Source organism: Aquimarina sp. MMG015 (assembly GCF_018100855.1).
In the GTDB taxonomy this organism is placed as follows: domain Bacteria; phylum Bacteroidota; class Bacteroidia; order Flavobacteriales; family Flavobacteriaceae; genus Aquimarina; species Aquimarina latercula.
In genome coordinates this window covers 1-21,303 of sequence record NZ_JAGJEB010000006.1, presented here as the reverse complement: position 1 = coordinate 21,303, position 21,303 = coordinate 1, and the positions used below count along the sequence as shown (strand labels likewise).

Sequence of the window (21,303 nt, the reverse complement as noted above, 5' to 3'; positions counted from 1 at the left end):
CATGACAGAAACACTTAAAAATTATTTAACCAAAGTCTTTCCTTTATATTTCCATTCAGTAATACCACCATCTAGATCGTAGATTTTAGTAAACCCTGCTTTCTTCATATACGCAGAACATTTACCACTTCTTCCTCCCCTACCGCAATATACAGCTACAGGTTTTGTTTTATCTACTTCAGATATTAGTGTTTCGAAATTCTCATCACTAAAATCTATATTAATCGCTCCTTCTATGTGACCTTCTGCATATTCTTGTGGAGTTCGTACATCTACAAGCTGTACTTTTTCCATTTCCAATAAAGAATCCATCTCTGCTACTGTTATTAATTCTACAATGGCAGTATCATCTGTTTTAGCATCTTTACAATTGAATAACAACATTGAAAGAACAACTACGGTTACTATTGTTTTAATTCTCATAAACACAATTAAATACTATTATTCGGCAACTTCGCCATCCCAGCTCATAAAACCACCTATGAGATTATAAGTAGTTTCAAAACCCATTTGATTCATCAATGTACAAGCTTGTGCACTTCTAGCTCCAGAACGGCAGTACACATAATAATTTTTGGATTTATCTAATTTCTGTACTTCATCTAAAAAACCTTGTCCTTGGCGTATATCTAGATTTAACATATTAGGTATAAATCCATCTTCTACCTCTTCCTCTGTTCTAACATCTAAAATTACTGCATTTGTATCCTTAGCAATTAGATCTTCCCATTGATCTTGAGTGATATCTTCGGCCATTTTATATTTCCTTTTTTAATTGAACTTTTAAATCCGCAATTCCTTACAAATATAAGAGTCCTTACTGAATTGTACGAAGTTGTACATCCATTTATTTTAAAAGTACAGTGCTAATTATGCTTTTATACTACAACCAATTGCTTTAGTAGTCTCTAAAGGAACTTTTTCTCCTTTTAATAAAGCATTAATAGCATCCTCAGCATATTTTTTATCAGCAGCTGATGCATCTTTATAATTATTATCTATTGCTCCGATGTAACGCACAACGTTACCGTTTGCCGTTTTTTCTAAAATATAAACATGAGGAGTTTTTGTAGCTCCATATTGAGGATATATTTTCTGGCCATCATCAAATAAATAAGGAAATGTAAACCCTTTTTCTTTTGCTCTTACTTTCATGTTATCAAAACTATCCGTTGGATATGCTTTAGGATTATTAGGATTGATAGCAATAACAGGATATCCTTTATCTTTAAAAGCTTTATCCAATTCTATAATCCTATCCTCATAAGCCACAGAATATGGGCAATGATTACAAGTAAAAATAACAATAAACCCTTTAGCGTCTTTATAATCAGCTAAAGAAACTGTAGTATCATCAATGTTTTTAAGGCTAAAATCTGTTGCGACATCACCTATCACATATCCAGCATCACTATCTGACAAATTAACTTTATCAATCGCAAATGCACTTACTGCAATTACTAGAACAACTGCTACTAAAATTTTTAAAGTTTTCATCTGTTTTATTTAATTAAGGTTTTAATCAGTACGACTAGGAACTATTATAACATTTTTTTTAATTCTCTTTCTAATTCATCATAGGTAAAGGATCGCTCATAAAAATTAGATGTATTTCCTTTGTATATTATGGTAGCTGGTATAGAACCAGACCAATTTTCATTCACTTTAGGAATCCAAGTATTAGCGTCAGGATCATCCAACAATACAATTTTGCTTTGTATACGTTGCTTTTTTACAAACGGTATCAGCTTAGTTTCTACCTGATTAGGAAGATCTAAACTCACTAATATCACTTCTACTTCTTTATCTGGATATCTACTATTAATCAATTCGAAATACGGTAATTCTGCAACACAAGGTTTACACCAAGTAGCCCAAAAATTAATCACCCGTGTTTTTCCGTCATTAATAGTTAAAAGGTGTTCAAAATTTTCAAAATCATATACTGGTATCTCTACACCTTTGCTAGAAAAAACATTAGATGCCTCAAAAGCAACTCTTTGTTCTCCTTTACACCCAACAACCAAAAAGGTTAATCCTATATATAAGATCAGTTTCTGCATTACACTAATGTATTAAAACGCGTTATTTCTCAAAAGAAAATTAACAAGGTTTAAATAATTCATAAAGAGAATTTTAGGATTTCGTTCATCCTATAATCGAACAATAATAATATTAATGAATATCAATCATCTGAACTTTAACAAAGAATTAGTAACTCTTTATAGTTTTTAAGAGAGAAAACATTATACATTTGTATATACAAATATTGTTTATACAAATGAATATAGAAGATATCATACAAACAAAAAAAGAACTTCCTCTCTCTAGAAAGGTGATCATTAATTTATTATATACCGAAAATTGGATAAGTGATCGAATAAGTTCAGAATTAAAAACTTATGATATTTCTATTCAGCAATTTAATGTACTACGAATTTTAAAGGGTCAAGGAGGTAAACCTGCCAACTTATCTACTATACAAGAGAGAATGGTTAGTAAAATGAGTAATACGACACGATTAGTTGATAAACTAATTAAAAAAGATTTAGTAAAAAGAATCATTTGTGAAACTAACAGAAGAAAAGTAGAAATCACGATAACAGAAAACGGGAATAACTTTTTAGATAAAATAAGCCCCGTAATGGATAATTTCGAAAAAAAAATCACCTCCAACTTATCTAAAGAAGAATTGAACATTCTAAACAACCTATTAAATAAACTTAGAAGTTAATTAAGTAAACACAATTTATATAATCATTAAATTTTAAAATTATGAAAACCAAACTTAGACCATTATTCTTAGCATTAACAATAATTGCTACTACATCTATTTATGCTCAACAAAAAAAGATAAATACAGCAGAAAGTTCTATTAATTGGACAGGAAAAAAAGTGACTGGTCAACACACTGGAACACTTAATTTCTCTAGTGGATTCTTGACCTTTGATGGCAAAAAATTAAGTGGTGGTGAGTTTATCGTAGATATGACCTCACTTGCGGTAACAGATCTAGAAGCCGGAAAAGGAAAGGAAAAATTAGAAGGTCACCTTAATTCTGATGATTTCTTTGGCGTACAAAATTTCAAAAACGCTAAACTTATAATTAAAAAAGCCTCGAAAATGGATGGTGGTTATAAAATTGCCGGAGATCTTACTATCAAAGGAAAAACAAATCCTATAGCTTTTGACCTTGCTGTAAATGGATCAACTGCTTCAACTACCTTAAAAGTAGATAGAACCAAATATGATATCAAATACGGATCAGGAAGTTTCTTTGATAATTTAGGAGATAAAGCGATCAGCGATGAATTCGAATTAGCTGTAAATTTAAAAATGTAATTTTTTGTTTTTTGAATTATAATTAATTTATATATTTGACTCAAGAAAAATAAAATGAAAATAATCTTAACAAATACATGGTGGTGGTCATCTTATAACGAAAACGTCGTGAGATAGATCCTGTCATATAGTTAAGTAAACATATCAAAGGCTTGTCAAATCACGACAAGCCTTTTTTTTGTTCATATAATCAAGGGGTTTATAAATTATAAATATTAAAATCTAACATGAGTTATACATTAACCACACATTTCAAACAAATTCTTGCCGACACCATTACACCGGTTAGTGTCTATCTAAAAATTAGAGATAGATTTCCTAATAGCCTTTTATTAGAAAGTAGCGATTATAGAGGTAATGAAAACAGTTTTTCTTATATCTGTTGTAATCCAATTGCTAATATTAGGATCGAAAATGAAACTATTTATGAATCATTTCCTGACAAAACATTTAGTGAAACCCCAATAACTAATGATACAAACATTCCTCTTGTTATAGAGCAATTTGGGCAGAAATTCAAAACCTCTAAAAGTGATTTCAAATTTATAAACAATGGATTATTTGGGTATATTTCTTATGATTCAGTCCGTTATTTCGAAAACATAGAAATTACAAAGAAACCAGGTGGTTTAGACATCCCTGATATGCAATATACCGTATATCAAAATATTATCGCAATCAACCATTTTAACAATGAAGCTTATATTTTTGCCCATTGCTACGACTCTGTAAGTAACATTTCGGAAATAGAATCTCTACTCAATGTAAAAAACTTTGCATCTTATAATTTCACTACTGTTGGTCAAACGACCTCTAATTTAGATGATGAACAATACAAGGAACATGTTGCCTTGGCTAAACAGCATTGCCAACGAGGAGATGTTTTTCAATTAGTTTTATCTAAACGCTTTTCCCAAAAATTTAAAGGAGACGAATTTAATGTGTATCGCGCTTTACGAAGTGTTAATCCATCTCCTTACTTATTCTATTTTGATTATGGTGATTTCAAAATATTTGGGAGTTCGCCAGAAGCACAATTAGTAGTTAAAGATGATATTGCAGAAATTCATCCAATCGCTGGAACTTTTAAAAGAACAGGAAATGATGAACAAGATGCAGAACTTGCTAAAAAATTATCTGTAGACGAAAAAGAAAACGCAGAACACGTAATGCTAGTTGATCTAGCTCGTAATGATTTAAGTCGCAATGGTAGTGACGTTACCGTAGATACTTATAGAGAAGTACAATTCTATTCTCATGTAATTCATTTAGTAAGTAAAGTAACTGGTAAAAAACACAAGGACACCACTACTATGCAAGTAGTCGCAGATACATTTCCTGCGGGTACATTAAGTGGAGCACCAAAACATATGGCTATGCAGCTTATAGAAAAGTATGAAACCGTGAACAGAGATTTTTATGGTGGCGCAATTGGTTTTATGGATTTCTCTGGAAATTTTAATCACGCAATCATGATTAGAACATTTTTAAGTAAAAATCATCAATTACATTGGCAAGCTGGAGCAGGATTAGTCAATGAATCAAACAAAGAAAACGAATTACAAGAAGTATACAATAAGCTGGGAGCACTAACCAAAGCGTTGAAACTAGCTGAAGAAATATAAGGAGATGAAAAAAGTATTAGTAATAGACAACTACGATTCATTTGTTTACAATCTGGTTCATTATCTAGAAGACTTAGGGTGTGAAGTAGTTGTAAAACGAAATGATCAATTGAACTTAGAAGAAGTAGCATCTTTTAATAAAATACTACTTTCACCAGGACCTGGTATTCCTGATGAGGCTGGACTATTAAAAGATATCATAAAAACGTATGCAAATACCAAAAGTATATTCGGTGTATGTCTTGGTCAGCAGGCTATTGGAGAAGTTTTTGGTGGAAACATCATCAATCTCGATGAAGTTTACCACGGTGTTGCTACCGAAGTAAAACTTACAGTATCAGACGAGCCACTTTTTAATGGATTAAACGATACATTCGATGTAGGGAGATATCACTCTTGGGTAGTGTCAGAAAAAGATTTACCATCATGTTTAGAAGCAACATCATTTGATGAGAATGGACAAATAATGTCTCTTCGTCACAAGGAATTAGATGTTAGAGGCGTGCAATTTCATCCAGAATCAGTACTTACTCCCGACGGAAAGAAAATGTTAGAAAACTGGATCAACAATTGAGATTGATAATAATAATGATACTATATTAATTTTAAAAAATATCCTATGTAAATTCTCTATCAATACTCTGAGAAAACTGGGAAAAAATGGCTTATGAAAAATTTATTAAATCGATTAATCAATCACGAAACCATTTCTAAAGAAGAAGCTAAACAAGTTTTGGTTAATATATCTAAAGGAGATTATAACCAAAGCCAAATTGCCTCATTTCTTACGGTTTATATGATGCGTAGTATTACTGTCGAAGAACTAGAAGGTTTTAGAGACGCTTTATTAGAACTATGTATTGCTGTAGACCTAAGCGAATATAATCCTATCGATCTTTGTGGAACTGGAGGAGATGGAAAAGATACTTTTAATATTTCTACATTATCATCTTTTGTTTCTGCAGGTGCTGGTATTAAAGTAACTAAACACGGTAATTATGGCGTTTCTTCTAAATGTGGTAGTTCTAATGTTATGGAACATTTAGGAATCAAATTTAGTAATGACAAAGATTTTCTAAAGCGTAGTATTGATGAAGCAGGGATATGCGTATTACATGCACCTTTATTTCATCCAGCCATGAAGAATGTAGCTCCTATAAGAAGAGAATTAGGCGTAAAAACATTCTTTAATATGCTAGGGCCTATGGTAAATCCAGCATTTCCAAAAAATCAAATCGTAGGTGTATTCAATCTTGAATTAGCAAGAATGTATGGGTATTTATATCAAAATACAGATAAAAATTTTACTATAATTCATGCACTAGATGGATATGACGAAATATCACTTACAGGAAGTACGAAAACAATTTCTAACACAACCGAAGGAATGCTAACACCTGAAGATTTTGGGGTATCTGCTTTAAAAATGGAAGAGATTGTGGGTGGAGATTCTATAGAAGAGTCAGCAACTATTTTCATGAATATCCTAAGCGGTAAAGGTACAGAGGCACAAAACAATGTTGTGTCTGCCAATGCAGGAATGGCAATCGCAACGGTAGAAAATTTATCTCCAATTCAAGGATTTGAAAAAGCGAAAGAATCGTTGCTATCAGGAAAAGGATTAGCTGCATTAAAAAAAGTACAAGAATTGAGTAAGAATTAGTGATCAGTTATTTAACAATGAACATACTAGATAGAATTATAGCAGATAAATACAAAGAAGTTGAACTCAGAAAAAGCTTAATACCTATTCATCAATTAGAAAACTCTGTATTATTTGATCGTAAAGGAAATTCTTTAGCAGATACTTTACGAAAGAGCAATACAGGAATTATTGCAGAGCATAAACGTAGATCTCCTTCTAAATCCATAATTAATCAAAAAGTTAGCGTCCAAGATGTAGCTACAGGGTACGAAAATGCTGGAGTTTGTGGAATGTCAGTTCTTACAGACGGAAAATATTTTGGTGGATCATTAGACGATTTATTACTTGCTAGAGCTTCTGTAAAGATGCCGTTATTACGTAAAGAATTCATCATAGATGAATACCAACTATTAGAAGCCAAAGCATATGGTGCCGATGTAGTATTATTAATCGCCGCTGTATTATCTAAAGACGAAATCAAAACATTATCAGAGTTTGCAAAAAAATTATCATTGGACGTATTATTAGAAGTTCACAATCTAGAAGAATTAGAGAAATCAATAATGCCTTCCTTAGATATGCTAGGAGTTAATAATCGTAATCTCAAAACTTTTGAGGTTAGTATCGATATAAGTAAAGAGTTGAGCAAACATATTCCTGATGATTTTGTAAAAGTTTCTGAAAGTGGTATTAGTAATATCGAAGCTATAAAAGAATTACAACCATATGGATACAAAGGGTTTTTAATAGGTGAAAACTTTATGAAAACTGAAAACCCGGGATCTAGCGCTGTAGAATTTATAAAAGCCTTACAAAGATGAAACTAAAGGTATGCGGAATGAAATATCAAGAAAACATAGAAGCTGTTGCAGCATTGCAGCCGGACTATCTTGGGTTCATTTTCTATGAAAAATCTCCTCGAAATTTTGATGCTATAATTCCTAAAATACCAGATACGATTAAAAAAACAGGAGTTTTTGTGGATGAGCCTTTAAATCAGGTTGTTTTAAAAACCGCAAAATATGGGTTAAAAGCTATACAACTTCATGGCAATGAAAGTCCAGAATACTGTAAAGCACTAAAAGAAGGGGAATTATCATTGCCGATTATCGAAAATGGAATCGAAGTTGGTTTTGAGCCTTATAATTTTGAAGTATGGAAGGTTTTTTCGATCAAAGATCAATTCGATTTTGAAGAATTAAAACCTTATGAAGGAATTGTAGATTATTTTCTTTTTGACACGAAAGGAAAAGAAAAAGGAGGTAACGGATATACATTCGATTGGAGTGTTTTAAATAATTATAACTCCTCTACTCCATTTATTTTAAGTGGTGGAATTGGATTACAAGAAATTGAAAATGTAAAAAAAATCCTAGAAACAGATTTACCAATATATGGAATAGATATCAATAGTAAATTCGAAATTGAACCAGGATTAAAAAACATAAATGATTTAGAAAAATTTAAAAAACTATTGTTTGTAGATTGTTAAAGGCGCTATTTATGTCTTACAACTATGATATATCACAAAAAGAAAAGAAATGAGCTACCAAGTAAACGAAAAAGGATATTATGGTGATTTTGGAGGAGCATACATTCCAGAAATGCTATACCCTAATGTAGAAGAGTTAAGATCTACATATTTAGAGATTATGAATGAACCTTCTTTTAAAGAGGAGTTTGATCAACTATTAAGGGATTATGTAGGACGACCATCTCCATTATACTATGCCAAACGTCTTTCTGAAAAACACAATACCAAAGTATACTTAAAGCGTGAAGACTTAAATCATACTGGGGCACACAAAGTAAACAATACCATTGGGCAAATTCTAGTAGCAAAAAAATTAGGCAAAAATAGAATTATTGCAGAAACAGGAGCTGGGCAACACGGTGTAGCTACTGCCACAGTTTGTTCATTAATGGGAATTGAATGTATCGTATATATGGGAGAAATTGATATTAAACGTCAAGCTCCTAATGTAGCTCGTATGAAAATGCTTGGTGCAGAAGTAAGGCCTGCAAAATCCGGAAGTAAAACATTAAAGGACGCAACTAATGAAGCTATTAGAGATTGGATAAATAACCCAGTAGATACTCATTATATTATTGGTTCTGCTATTGGACCACATCCGTATCCAGATATGGTTACTAGATTTCAATCGATTATATCTGAAGAGATCAAATGGCAATTAAAAGAAAAAGAAGGAAGAGAAAATCCAGATTATGTTGTGGCCTGTATCGGAGGCGGAAGTAATGCAGCAGGAACGTATTATCATTTCTTAGATGAACCAAACGTAGGAATTATTGCTGTAGAAGCTGCTGGTAAAGGCGTTAATAGTGGAGAAAGTGCTGCAACATCTCAATTAGGTAAAGAAGGAATTATACACGGATGCAAAACGTTACTAATGCAGACGAGCGATGGCCAAATCACCGAACCATATTCTATTTCGGCTGGATTAGATTATCCAGGTGTAGGCCCTTTACACTCGCACTTATACAAAACCGGAAGAGGAGAGTTTTACTCTGTAACAGATGACGATGCCATGGCTGCTGGATTAGAATTATCTCAATTAGAAGGTATCATCCCAGCAATAGAAACATCGCATGCCTTGGCTATATTCAATGACAAAAAATTTAAACCTGATGACATTGTAGTAATTAGTCTTTCTGGGAGAGGAGATAAAGATCTTAATACTTATATAGATTATTTCAAATTATAATAAATTAGTAGAAAGTAATTAGTACTTAGTATCAATCTATTTTATTGACACTGATTACTAATTAAAGACTACTGTACTAATAAAGACATGAACAGAATTAATACAGCTCTTGAGCAAAATAAAAAACTATTATCAATATATTTTACCGCAGGTTATCCTTCATTATCTGATACAAAAAAAGTCATTCAGGATCTAGAAAAAAGCGGTGTTGATATGATAGAAATAGGATTACCTTTTAGCGATCCGTTGGCAGATGGACCAACAATACAAGAAAGTTCTACAATAGCTTTAAAAAATGGAATGACTACTAAACTGTTGTTCGAACAACTTGCAGATATTAGAAAATCTGTGAGCATACCATTAATTATTATGGGGTATTTTAACCCAATGATGCAGTATGGTGTAGAAGCTTTTTGCGCCAAATGTCAAGAAATAGGAATTGATGGATTAATCATACCTGATTTACCAGTTGCCGAGTATCACGAGCAATATCAAGAAACTTTTGAAAAATATGGATTAATCAATGTCTTTTTAATTACTCCGCAAACTTCAGAAGAACGTATACGTTTTATTGATAGTGTTTCAAATGGATTTATTTATATGGTAAGCTCTGCAAGTGTTACAGGATCTACATCTGGATTCGGAAATACACAAGAAGCATATTTTGAGCGTATCGCTAATATGGATTTAAAGGCGCCACAGATTGTTGGATTTGGTATTAGTAATAATGAAACGTTTACTCAAGCGACTAAAACTACAAAAGGTGCAATTATTGGATCTGCTTTTATCAAACACTTAACTCAAAATGGTGTAGAAAGTATTGAAGATTTTATTGAAACAATTAGATAATATTCATAAATTTAAAAAAAGAATATTTATAATATTCATTCTGAATTAATTAGAATTTTTATGATATCTCCGATTTTATTGATAACCTTTATTTCTATTCCTTTAATAATCGCCGTTATTGTCATTTTTGTTTTCATCAAGTGGTTAAAACCTGATTTTTTGCAATTCAAAAAAAGTATTAAGGAAAAACCAGAAGGGCTATTAGATATAGACGATCGATACAATTCAAATAAAATAGAAAAAGAAAAAGAATTAAATGATTTATTAGATAAAATAAACAAACAAGGTATTGATAAACTCACTAAAATAGAAAAGGAAAGGTTAGAAGAATTATCTAAATAATTTACTATTCTTTAGTAAATAAATTATCCAAGAATTTTTCTAATTTTTCTCTTTTTAGTTGCTCCATATTTAGTTTTAATTTTGTCATAAAACCATAGGAATCGCCTTCGACACGCATTTCACCAGAAACATACAACTCACTTTTTTTATTCAATCGAATTTTATTTAATTCTAAGATTGGGTATTTAAGAAAAACTGAAGCTACTCCATTGGTACCATAATCCATATCGATATCTCCATTCTTTAATAACTTTTTGATCAATATTTCGAATTCATTATCCAAGCTAGCAGAAATAACAAATACTTCACCCTTATCATTCACCACAAAATCAGTGTTATAAATATCCGCGCTATAACTCATTTCTCCGGTATCAAAAAAGGAAACATCTAGATTTCCTTCTACATCATATTTCCGAATATGATACAAACCCTCTGAATCACTTTTCAATTGAGAAGTATACATCTCTTCTTCGGATAACACAATACGATCAAATGATTGATAATCTTCATTAATCTGTATACAGTTTAATTTATTCGAAGACATTTTTCTACTATCTAATCCAGCCAAGTAAGTGGCTTGTTCTTCTCCATTATCAATAGATTCAGAATATGCTAATAATAGATAATCATCTGTCATTGCAGAACAATTTAATGTAAAGTAATGATCATCATACAAACCGGATGATAATGTTTCTCCAATATCAGAAAGTTTAAGAATAGCAATCTTTTCTTCACTTTCTGTTTTTCTAAAATCTTTTACTTTGGCAACAACTATTATCTCATCTCTTGATGATGCATAGATATATTGCCCATAATTATCATCTAAATTATCAAGAATATTTTTTTTGTACACTCCACTACTACCAAACCCATGGTTAATAGTTCCATCATCATAAAACTCATTTACAGAAATCATCCAACTATGTCCATTCCAGAAGTTTGATAGAACTAATATACTCCCATCTGCTTTAGAATTAATCGCTACTGGTATGGTATATTCGTTATTTAGATTACTTATTTCGGTATTGAAACGAATATCTTTTGTACCATTTTTAGTAAGACGTACCAGGTTTCTTTTTGCATCAGATTCGTACAAAACATTAATTTCTCCACCTTCTAGAACATCAAAATCAATAATATGAGAAGTTAAAACTCCTAATTCTTTAAAAACTAGCAATCCATCTCTGGAAAAATCAACATCTAATTGTTGCCCATAACTATATTGTAGCAAAGAGCAAAAAGCAGCTAGTAAACAGTAAATTCTCATAACGAAATATCGTAGTAACTTTAGTTAGTCACCTTCGCGAAAGTATAATGAGTACAAATTGAAGATTAGGGGTATCAAAAATTATATACTTGATTAAAATAGACTATATTCTAATCAAGGATCAAAAAAAAGAATTTTAACAATATAATGCAAGAATTTTCTTAATAATAAAAAATTAATAACGTTAATAAATTAAAAACAAAACAAAATGCATAGACTAATCTTATTCCTTTTAGTATCTACATTTTCTAATATTCTTATTTCTCAAGAAAGCTTTTATGATAGACTATCCAACGCTACAATAAGATTAACCGCAGATGATGTGACTTATGATCCTTCATATTTCTCCATAAAATATCCAAATGGAGATGTTCCGAGTGATAAAGGAGTATGCACAGATGTAGTAATAAGGGCCTATAGAAAACTAGGAATCGATCTTCAAAAAGAGGTTCATGAAGATATGAAAGTAAATTTTCATTTATATCCTAAAAACTGGGGACTATCTAAAACAGATAAAAATATTGATCATCGAAGAGTTCCTAATTTAATGAAATTCTTTTCTAGATTTGGAGAGACAAAATCTAATTCTAACAACGCAACAGATTACTTACCTGGAGATATCATTAGTTGGAGTTTAGGAGGAGGGCTTACTCATATTGGATTAGTCGTAAACAAAAAATCTTCTGATCAAAAACGATATTTAATTGTTCATAACATTGGTTCTGGTCAAGTACTAGCAGATTGTTTATTTGACTATAAAATCATTGGACACTATCGTTACAATGGAAATAGATAATCTCACTAAAACCTATTCTGATTATAAAAAAACGTTAACGATTGTATAGCTTTAATTGATTGACATGAACTTTCTTTCTTTTATAAGTAAACAATTGTTAACCAGTATTAATACGGGGTATTTTCCCTGAATACTTACTGTAATTTGGCATAATAAAAATATTAACTTTAAAAAAAGAACTATGTCATTACAAGTAAGTTTTAGAGTTGTGGGACTCTACTGTTATTTCGAAAACCTACAGGTACCAAATGTAACTGCTCAATCATCTGTAAAGGATGTAATGAACGGAATCAAAAGCGTAAAAACGGATTTTGATTATTCTTCGGTAAACATGGGCGGTAAAGAAATTGTGAATTCATTATCTTATAAATTCGGAACCAGCTCAACGGTACCGTATAATGTATCTGCACCACCAGCAGATGGTTTTAGAGATCTAACTAATAGCATTGGTAGCACGTCTTTAGTTTGGCAATATTATCGCTCTGTTACAGGTTCAATTGATGGGAGTGTTTCGGAAATTAAACTAATCACCAAAGGACAACCATCATTTGCAACGACCGCATTAGACACAAATGATCCTTTTTTCGGTTCTATTCCTGCTAACTTTAAGATTAGTACTTACAATCTTACATGGAGGTTAGTACAGATTCAAATGGCACCAGAAAAACAAGCTAAATTTCTACTTGCACAAGCGCAAGCCTATCAAGATGCATAATATAGTATTGTAACAAAGTTACTTATTAAGAGAATCGACATCACTAATATTGATGTCGATTTTTCTATCTTATCAGAAATAACCTTTATACTGCAAGACTCTAAAATCAATTGTATTGAATGTTGGATTTTGGTTTTTTAAATCTTTATAAGTTTGTAAACTTCCAATAGATCTATTTGCAGCTCCCGACGGTGCAATCAACGAAACTGTTTTTATAGTTCTTTCTCCAAGTCTAAAACTATGAATTCTTGGAATATCATTAGAGACTACTTCTAACTTTAATTGATATTCTCTAAGGTGTTTTCTAAAAAAATATTCAGGTCCATTTTTACTGTTCCCACCAGTAAACAGAAGTGTTTCTATGTTAGGATATTGATGCAAATATGATACTACATCTCTTAGTTGGATATGCTGCATACCTAAATCAGATGCATCAATTTTTTCACGTTCACAACTATGCACAATATCACATACTCCAATACCTCGAGAGGCTAAAAAATTCTTACGCTGATCTATTGCTTTTTGTGTTGTTTCAAAAATCAAATCTAAATCAAAAATACGATCTAAAACCGGCCATAATAATCCGCTAATACTACCATAACAAAAATCAACATCTCCTTCTTTCAATTTTCCAGAAGTAAAACGTGGAGGTGGCAATGTTCCCACAATTAATTTTGTGGCTCCCGCAGGAAAAAAAGGCTCGTATGGATGTGTATGTTGAAACAATACTAGTTTTTATTTACAAACACGAAGTTAAAAAGATTTTATCTAGTAGGGTCTAAAATCAGTATAGATCTTAAAACTGGAAATAAATAAACGGCTGAAAATCGGCTGCATATGTTTGATAACATATAACAGCAACAATTACCGATATTATTCCTTTGACAATAACATTACTTTTAATGAATTGATCTAATATCCAGTCCTTAGTTTTGTATGGCAACCAATGCGTGATGTAACCCAATAACATTACTATAAACACGATTCTATACTCCCAAAGAACCACCAATGCATTTGTCCAATCCATATTAGTCATAATCGCTTGATAAAAACGATTAATATGATCCATACTATTACCTCTAAAATAGATTCTGGTAAAAGTTATAAAGATAAAAGTGAATGCAATCTTCCAGGTAACTGCTAACCAAGCATTAGAATTTTCATAAGGGCTTATTTTGCGCCAATATTTATATGCAACAACTCCCAATCCATTTAATCCTCCCCATATTACAAATTTCCAAGAAGCTCCGTGCCATAGACCTCCGATTAACATAGTAATCATAATATTAACATTTCTATTAAAATGCCAAGCTAATTTGGCGGAGAATAGTGTAACAATAAGTAATAAGCCTATTCCCGCTGTTGCTATAATTGCTATTCCAAAATCTGCATATGCAAATACTCCTAAAAAAGTAAAAACAGTAATAAAAACATAAGAGAATATACTTCCATTTCGGTTTCCTCCTATTGGAATATATAAATAATCTTTTAACCAACTAGACAGAGATATATGCCATCGTTTCCAAAAATCCCCGCAATGAATGGCCTTATAAGGCGAATTAAAATTAACCGGTAATTTATACCCCATTAGCAATGCCAGTCCAATCGCAATATCTGTATATCCTGAAAAATCACCATAGATCTGTAATGAATATCCAATCATTGCCATAATATTTGTAAACCCAGAAAACATTTCTGGAACATCAAATACACGGTCCATAAAATTCATCGCGATAAAATCTGCAAAAAGCATCTTCTTTATTAATCCTTTTAGAATCATAAATGTTGCGCTCCCAAATTCTTGTTTAGTAATTGTAATTTCTTTTCTGATTTGCGGAACAAAATCCGAAGCACGAACTATAGGACCTGCTACCAATTGCGGAAAGAAACTTACAAAAAAACCAAAGTCTATAATGGACTTTAGAGGCTCTATCTGTTTTCGATAAATATCAACACTGTAACTAATAGTCTGAAAGGTATAAAAAGAAATTCCCACGGGTAATATGATCGCGTCAACAGTAAAATAATCAATACTTGCCCAGGAATTAGCAAATTGAGCTAAGTAATTAATAACCTCATAATTAGTATTAAAAAGGCTATTGTAAGATTCTGTAAAAAAATAGGCGTATTTAAAATAACAAAGCGTTCCCAGATTAATTATCACACTTACTGTTACCAGTAGTTTTTTGATCAATATAGATTTACTATTGTAAATGGCTTTACCCAAAAAGAAATCGTTTACTGTACTAAAAAGTAAGATTCCGATAAATAAACCGCTCGTCTTGTAGTAAAATAAGAGACTTATCGCAAACAGATACGCGCTACGTAGATTCTTTTTGCTGTATAATATCGAATACAGAAAATAGATAACTGCAAAGAAAACCCAGAAATCCGCCTGTGTAAATATCAGAGGATACTCCTCTGAAAAAGAAAAAATATCTCTTAATCTATTCATTAATTATTTGATTCAAAACAGAATTAGGCGTTAACTTTAACTCTTTTTCCCAGGAATTTGTCAATGCTTGTAATAATAAATCTGCTTTAATTCTATATCCCAATTGTGTAAAATGTATTCTATCTCGTGGCATTAACTTATTCTGATACCAATCTCTAGAGGAGTTAAAACCTCCCATTATTTCATAAAAATCCCAAACTGCCATTTTATGTTTTTCTGCCAATTCATAAATAATCTTTTGCATCACCCTAGTTCTAGGGTTTGGATACTTCTTCTTATAATAAGAATCATTAGGAACTGTAAGTAAAACTGCACAATCTGGATTAGCTTTCTGTATGTTTAAAATAAGGTTTTCGTAATAAGCTTTATACTCTTTTGGATTAAAATCTGGATGATACGCATCATTAGTTCCAACTGAGACAATAAACAAATCTGGTTTATACAACATCAACTGATCATTAAAATATCTACACCTATCATAATAGTTGAAACTTGCCCCATTAACACCAATAGTAGTATACTCTACCCCGCTATTATCATTCATTAGCTCCATACCCATCATTAAAAACTCTGGGTTTTCAGGATTACCAATTCTTTGAACACAAAATTCTACCTCTTCTAAAGTTTGTGTCAATACAAATTCAATGAAATGCGCCTCCTTATTTACTTTGGTATCCGCTATTAGTCCAGACTCTTTAAAGTAGATTTCATAATCTTCACTCCAATTATCATAAAAAATTCTAATTCTATTAAAATCGTATTGTTGCGCATCGTACCCTCTATGATTTGCCTTTATCTTAATATTTGAAATTGAATCTTTAAAAACTGCCGTTACACCTGCCATACCCCAGGCGATACTATCTCTTTTTATAGAACAACGATATCCCTTCCAATTCCCATCATATTCTACATTGAAATTACTAGGGTTATTCGTGCTTGCTATTTTATACGGATAAATAAATCCTCTTTGACCTTTTGCAGTAGGACTCATATGTTGTAAATACGTTCTTAACCTATTAGAATAAATATCAGCTTGTATGTGAGAGCCTCCAATATGAAAAATATGAACATTTTCTTCATTTCCTCTGGCTATAGTATCTAGTTTATGAAATAACTTCACAAAAGAAGGAGCATTTTCTACAAATTTAATCTTATTTGCTTTCCAGTTAATAAAAGGATATTTATCTCTTATAGTATCCAAAACATAATCCTGACCTATAACCGAAGTGCACACTAAACAAAAATATAAATATAATATACTATGTTTCATCGGCTATTTCTTTTTTTAGATCTAAGTATAATGCAGTAAAAAACAACTCCGAAATAATCTTAGTTCCTTTCCAAGTAAAGTGCATATAATCATTAGCAGTCAACTTTTCTTCAACCCAAAAAGGCATAGACCCCTTCCCTCCCATAGCATCATACATACTCCAATACGCAACGTTATTTTCCGAACAAGTTTCTATTAATTTAGCGTTCAAATATGGCAATAAAGGATAAGTCTCCATTTTTCCATTTACAGGAAGACACATATCCGTAGGACCGATAAATATAAAACTTGCATTTTTAGTTCTTCGTCTCAACCAATTAATCTGATTTACAATAGATTTTGCATAGTTATCAACCTTTGTAGAGTCCTTCAAGTAGGGCATCGTGTTTCCACCATATTGCATAATGATGATCTTAGGTTTTAGATTTCTAGTCATCTGACCATAAATAGAAGCATTGGTACTAGAAAAAATGGTTCCTGAAGAACCACGCATAGCAACATTATCAATCTGTACTCTTGATCCTCCATCTAATGTCAGCCCATAAAAATCTGCGCTTACTTTTCCTTCTAGTTCAATTTTTAAACTACTTGGAGTTGTATTGGTTTTTATCGTATACTTATGATATCGACCATCTGCAATTAAACTATCCTGTTTAATTAGCTTTCCATCATTGTAAACAGAAACTTTAATTGGAAAATTACAATTTCCGTAATGTAATCCTATATTAGTAAATCTTCTGAATTTAGCATATGCTTTTTTAGATTTTCCAATAACCACGGAAGCTTTTACCACGGGTAAGGAATCCAAAGTAGTACTATCAGGAAGTGTTTTTTTATGTTCGGTAAATCGAGAAACTGACATATATGCCCCGTATTTCCTATGCTTAAATCTCTCCTGTGTCGGGTCAAATCTAGCATATCTAAACCAATTTTCGCTAGGCTTTACCACAGCGGCTATTTGATTATAAACTGGTTTTACTGGTATAAAACCTGGACCACTACCTCCATACATGGTTTGCAACCTATTTCTAATATAACCTGTAATTCTATCTCCTTCTATTTGAGAATCACCATAATGCATTATTCTACAAGATCTAGAAGATAATTTAGACTGTAGCTCTTTTACAAAATCCGGATTATCTACAGGGTATCGTATTCTTTCAATTCTAGTACTATCAATCTTAGAGAAATCTGGCCTTTGTAAACTATCTTTATTTTCTTTAATTGCTGATAAGGATTCATATTCCAGATCGGACTCATCAGCCACAGGAACAACGGTTTCCGTAACTTTTAAAATATCTTGCTTTTTAGTAAGTGATGAGTCTTTTTCTAAAGCTAAGAAAGTTTTATATGTAGGGTATTTTAGAGAAACTCCTTCATAGGAGAAGCCATCTTCTTGTATCTGAGCTTTTTGGATTCCTCCCTTTTTGCTCAAAAACATTAAACCGAATAATCCTCCCAACACGAGTATTAGAAACAAAGATATTTGAATAGGTTTGATTTTCAAGGTGATCGGGGAACTTTTGATTTTTGTAAAAATAGAAAGTTTTTGCGAAATGCAAAGAGATTATCTATTCTTTACCGGTAAATACTACTCTTAATTAGCTTATATCGTCTATTATTACAATCTAACGCACTAAATAGATGTAATTAACTTCTTTACATCATTAACAACTCCTCGATATTTGTTGCGGTTATGTTTAGACATATGTTGCGATTCTAACATTATTTCTGATAAGATTTCTTTAGCATCTATATTTTTTCCTTTGCTAATAAGAAATTGAGCTAAAACATAGCGCTCTTCATAATTAGAGTATCGCTGATCAATTGATCTTAGGTTTTCTTCAGCTTCATTAGACCTTCCTTCTTCTTTTAAAGCTAAACCATATAAAAACTGACTTCTAGACCCTTTAAAGTCAGTGTTTTTAACTATTTTTTCGGCGCAAAAAATGACTTTATCAAATTGACTTGTATGATAATACCCTTCTAGAAGTTTTTTTACAACTCCCGCATCAGATTCATAATTACCATTTAATGCTATCTCATATTCTCCAATTCCAGAATTATAATCATTAATTTCATATAAGGCATCACCAAGTAAAACCCTATTCTGAAAAGTATCAGCAAACTCCACTTGTTTTCTAAGATCATTTACTTTTTTAGTTGGATTTACTACACTTACGATTTCCTTTTGAACAACATCTAAATCCCTTTTATTAAAGACTTGCGTAACTAAATAAATAATGCATCCTATTACTGGTAAAAGCACAATTAGAAAATACCAATAGTACTCACGGTTATTTTTAAAAGCGTGATATATGCAGAAGCCCTGTAAAGCGATAATTAAAAAATATGGCATCCGACGAAAATAATAAATCTCTATGATTATTTATAAACACAAAGCACAATCCTCTTCATAAAACTTTGCGCAATTAATAATAGTCATCTAAAAGTCTGTGTTTTACATCATTTTCTATCTTGAAATTTCAGCTATTTGACAGGTCTTCTTAATGTTAAAGTTATTAACAAAAAATAATTATCTATCTTTACGCCATAAACATATAACAAACTTAAAGTCATAACAGTAGACACTCTTATACAAATAAGCCCCCAATCTACATTGTTAATAACTTTTAAATTCAGTGTTAACAACTCTGAAAAGGTGTATTTAAAATACTTAGAAAGTGAAAAGAATTATACTTGTAATTGCAATCTTTTGTATTGCAAATGTTGGAAATAGTCAATGTTCTATTGAAAATGATGATGACCAATTGATAAATGGAACTTCTCTTCAATCTGGGCAGAGTTTCATAGCTTCATGTAATGGCATTTTAAATTCTATTGGTATTCTAACTTTTACTAGTGATGTAGTAAATGTAACTCTTTATGATGGAGAAGGGTATGGTGGAACGGTATTAGGAACGCTAACGAATCAGACTACTAGTCCTTTTTCGACTCCTACTGATTATTCGGAATTTGATTTTTCAGCGTTAAATATTACTCTAATCTCTGGACAAACGTATACGCTTGATATTTCCAATATAGGTGGACTAATAGCGTATGATAATGAACCAACACCTAATTATGCAGATGGTCAACGTTATGAAAATGGAATCTCACAGGCAAACAGTGATTTATTATTTTTAGTAAACCTTACTGCGATTCCTTGTACTGATCCCGATATACCTATGGTTACACATGCTCCAACTACTCTATGCGAAGGTGATACAACAACACTTTCTATTTCTGGAAACTTAAACGACGCAACAGAATGGCACATATACACAGGAGCTTGTGGAGGCACAGAAATCGGAACTACTAGCACATCATCATTTGTAGTTACCCCTTCATCACCAAGCACCACTTATTTTGTAAGAGGTGAAGGAGGTTTATGTGTAGTTCCCGGTTCGTGTGCAAATCTTACGGTCAATGTCACTGCAAATGATGTTGCAAGTTATTCAACACCCGCAGATTTATGTATTAATGCTGGAATACAAACTAATTTAGGAGGCGGAACTCCAACTGGAGGGATTTATTCTGGTCCTGGTGTTACAGATAACGGTAATGGACTTACCTACAACTTTAATCCAACTATTGCGGGTATAGGAACGCATTCAATAACTTACACAAGCGCAGGCACTTGTAATGATAGCTCAAGTGATTCCATAGAAGTATTTGCGTTACCTAATGTAACTTTTAATGCACCAACGGATATATGTATTGATCAAGGCACACAAACTGGATTAACTGGCGGAAGTCCTGCTGGAGGAATTTATTCCGGTTCTGGTGTGACAGATAATGGAAACGGAACAACGTACACTTTTAATCCAGCAATCACCGGTGCGGGAGTTCATACAATAACATATAGCTTTACGAATGCTAATGGATGTACTGATACAGCTTCAGATACTATTGAAGTATTTGAACTACCAAATGTAACTTTTAATGCACCAACGGATATATGTATTGATCAAGGCACACAAACTGGATTAACTGGCGGAAGTCCAACTGGAGGAACATATTCTGGAACTGGAGTAACTGATGATGGAAACGGAACAACATACTCTTTTAATCCTGCAACAGCTGGCGCAGGAGTTCATACAATAACGTATAGTTTTACGAATGCAAATGGATGTAATGATACTGCTTCAGATACTATTGAAGTATTTGAACTACCAAATGTAACATTCAATGCTCCAACGGATATATGTATTGATCAAGGCACACAAACTGGATTAACTGGCGGAAGTCCTGCAGGAGGAATTTATTCAGGT

Annotated in this window: 22 protein-coding genes and 1 pseudogene; 13 read left to right on the top strand and 10 right to left on the bottom strand. The window is 32.0% G+C overall.

Annotation, left to right across the window (positions count from 1 at the left end; genetic code table 11):
- Window positions 1-21: 21 nt before the first annotated feature.
- The 4 genes from J8L88_RS12480 to J8L88_RS12465 form a co-directional block, all read right to left on the bottom strand.
- A complete protein-coding gene (locus J8L88_RS12480; protein ID WP_118386935.1) occupies window positions 22-423 on the bottom strand; it encodes a rhodanese-like domain-containing protein in 402 nt (133 codons plus the stop codon).
- 18 nt (window positions 424-441) lie between these two features.
- Entirely contained in the window at window positions 442-756 is a 315-nt protein-coding gene (locus J8L88_RS12475) for a rhodanese-like domain-containing protein (protein ID WP_027395407.1), read from the bottom strand.
- Window positions 757-870: 114 nt separating this feature from the next.
- Window positions 871-1,497 (bottom strand): thioredoxin family protein, encoded by a 627-nt coding sequence (locus J8L88_RS12470; RefSeq protein ID WP_211060893.1) that lies wholly within the window; start codon window positions 1,495-1,497, stop codon window positions 871-873.
- Between the two features lie 44 nt (window positions 1,498-1,541).
- A complete protein-coding gene (locus tag J8L88_RS12465; RefSeq protein WP_027395405.1) occupies window positions 1,542-2,063 on the bottom strand; it encodes a TlpA disulfide reductase family protein in 522 nt (173 codons plus the stop codon).
- 218 nt (window positions 2,064-2,281) lie between these two features.
- Here J8L88_RS12465 and J8L88_RS12460 point away from each other — a divergent pair, with 218 nt between their 5' ends.
- From J8L88_RS12460 to J8L88_RS12415, 10 genes are all read left to right on the top strand, one after another.
- The gene (locus J8L88_RS12460) at window positions 2,282-2,734 is read left to right on the top strand and encodes a MarR family winged helix-turn-helix transcriptional regulator (RefSeq protein ID WP_108801528.1); all 453 of its coding nucleotides are present in this window, start codon (window positions 2,282-2,284) and stop codon (window positions 2,732-2,734) included.
- A gap of 41 nt (window positions 2,735-2,775) precedes the next feature.
- Window positions 2,776-3,342 carry a YceI family protein gene (locus J8L88_RS12455; RefSeq protein WP_211060892.1) on the top strand — a complete coding sequence of 189 codons (567 nt, stop codon included), beginning with the start codon at window positions 2,776-2,778 and terminating at the stop codon, window positions 3,340-3,342.
- 227 nt (window positions 3,343-3,569) lie between these two features.
- Window positions 3,570-4,967: an anthranilate synthase component I family protein gene (locus tag J8L88_RS12450; protein ID WP_211060891.1), complete on the top strand. Its 1,398-nt coding sequence runs from the start codon at window positions 3,570-3,572 to the stop codon at window positions 4,965-4,967.
- 4 nt (window positions 4,968-4,971) lie between these two features.
- On the top strand, window positions 4,972-5,541 hold the full coding sequence (locus J8L88_RS12445) for an aminodeoxychorismate/anthranilate synthase component II (RefSeq protein WP_027395401.1): 570 nt from the start codon (window positions 4,972-4,974) through the stop codon (window positions 5,539-5,541).
- A gap of 93 nt (window positions 5,542-5,634) precedes the next feature.
- Window positions 5,635-6,630 carry an anthranilate phosphoribosyltransferase gene (gene trpD / locus J8L88_RS12440; protein ID WP_027395400.1) on the top strand — a complete coding sequence of 332 codons (996 nt, stop codon included), beginning with the start codon at window positions 5,635-5,637 and terminating at the stop codon, window positions 6,628-6,630.
- A gap of 17 nt (window positions 6,631-6,647) precedes the next feature.
- Window positions 6,648-7,433, top strand: coding sequence for an indole-3-glycerol phosphate synthase TrpC (trpC, locus tag J8L88_RS12435; protein ID WP_211060890.1), 786 nt, complete (start codon window positions 6,648-6,650; stop codon window positions 7,431-7,433).
- Complete coding sequence (locus J8L88_RS12430; RefSeq protein WP_027395398.1) at window positions 7,430-8,104, top strand: phosphoribosylanthranilate isomerase; 675 nt, start codon at window positions 7,430-7,432, stop codon at window positions 8,102-8,104. The genes trpC and J8L88_RS12430 overlap by 4 nt, the downstream gene beginning before the upstream one ends.
- 49 nt (window positions 8,105-8,153) lie before the next feature.
- On the top strand, window positions 8,154-9,335 hold the full coding sequence (gene trpB, locus J8L88_RS12425) for a tryptophan synthase subunit beta (RefSeq protein WP_211060889.1): 1,182 nt from the start codon (window positions 8,154-8,156) through the stop codon (window positions 9,333-9,335).
- A gap of 87 nt (window positions 9,336-9,422) precedes the next feature.
- On the top strand, window positions 9,423-10,184 hold the full coding sequence (trpA, locus tag J8L88_RS12420; protein ID WP_211060888.1) for a tryptophan synthase subunit alpha: 762 nt from the start codon (window positions 9,423-9,425) through the stop codon (window positions 10,182-10,184).
- A gap of 159 nt (window positions 10,185-10,343) precedes the next feature.
- A complete protein-coding gene (locus tag J8L88_RS12415) occupies window positions 10,344-10,526 on the top strand; it encodes a DUF6576 domain-containing protein (RefSeq protein WP_155839781.1) in 183 nt (60 codons plus the stop codon).
- A 4-nt stretch (window positions 10,527-10,530) separates the two neighbouring features.
- On the opposite strand, the gene J8L88_RS12410 is transcribed toward J8L88_RS12415, so the two are convergent.
- Complete coding sequence (locus J8L88_RS12410; RefSeq protein WP_211060887.1) at window positions 10,531-11,793, bottom strand: hypothetical protein; 1,263 nt, start codon at window positions 11,791-11,793, stop codon at window positions 10,531-10,533.
- 208 nt (window positions 11,794-12,001) lie between these two features.
- Between J8L88_RS12410 and J8L88_RS12405 the strand changes: the two genes are divergently transcribed.
- Both J8L88_RS12405 and J8L88_RS12400 read left to right on the top strand, forming a co-directional pair.
- Entirely contained in the window at window positions 12,002-12,589 is a 588-nt protein-coding gene (locus tag J8L88_RS12405) for a DUF1287 domain-containing protein (RefSeq protein ID WP_211060886.1), read from the top strand.
- 181 nt (window positions 12,590-12,770) lie between these two features.
- Window positions 12,771-13,304, top strand: coding sequence for a hypothetical protein (locus tag J8L88_RS12400; RefSeq protein WP_027395393.1), 534 nt, complete (start codon window positions 12,771-12,773; stop codon window positions 13,302-13,304).
- Between the two features lie 72 nt (window positions 13,305-13,376).
- Here J8L88_RS12400 and J8L88_RS12395 read toward each other — a convergent pair whose 3' ends face one another.
- The 5 genes from J8L88_RS12395 to J8L88_RS12375 all read right to left on the bottom strand — a co-directional run bounded on the left by J8L88_RS12395 (window position 13,377) and on the right by J8L88_RS12375 (window position 19,388).
- Entirely contained in the window at window positions 13,377-14,030 is a 654-nt protein-coding gene (locus J8L88_RS12395) for a uracil-DNA glycosylase family protein (RefSeq protein ID WP_211060885.1), read from the bottom strand.
- 70 nt (window positions 14,031-14,100) lie between these two features.
- On the bottom strand, window positions 14,101-15,759 hold the full coding sequence (locus J8L88_RS12390) for an MBOAT family protein (RefSeq protein WP_211060884.1): 1,659 nt from the start codon (window positions 15,757-15,759) through the stop codon (window positions 14,101-14,103).
- The gene (locus J8L88_RS12385; RefSeq protein ID WP_211060883.1) at window positions 15,752-17,029 is read right to left on the bottom strand and encodes a GDSL-type esterase/lipase family protein; all 1,278 of its coding nucleotides are present in this window, start codon (window positions 17,027-17,029) and stop codon (window positions 15,752-15,754) included. Before J8L88_RS12385 ends, J8L88_RS12390 begins: the two co-directional genes overlap by 8 nt.
- Entirely contained in the window at window positions 17,019-18,509 is a 1,491-nt protein-coding gene (locus J8L88_RS12380) for a lipase (protein WP_147404078.1), read from the bottom strand. The genes J8L88_RS12385 and J8L88_RS12380 overlap by 11 nt, the downstream gene beginning before the upstream one ends.
- A 156-nt stretch (window positions 18,510-18,665) precedes the next feature.
- The gene (locus J8L88_RS12375; RefSeq protein ID WP_211060882.1) at window positions 18,666-19,388 is read right to left on the bottom strand and encodes a hypothetical protein; all 723 of its coding nucleotides are present in this window, start codon (window positions 19,386-19,388) and stop codon (window positions 18,666-18,668) included.
- A gap of 325 nt (window positions 19,389-19,713) precedes the next feature.
- Here J8L88_RS12375 and J8L88_RS12370 point away from each other — a divergent pair.
- Window positions 19,714-21,303: pseudogene (locus tag J8L88_RS12370) on the top strand (hypothetical protein); the annotation flags it as partial.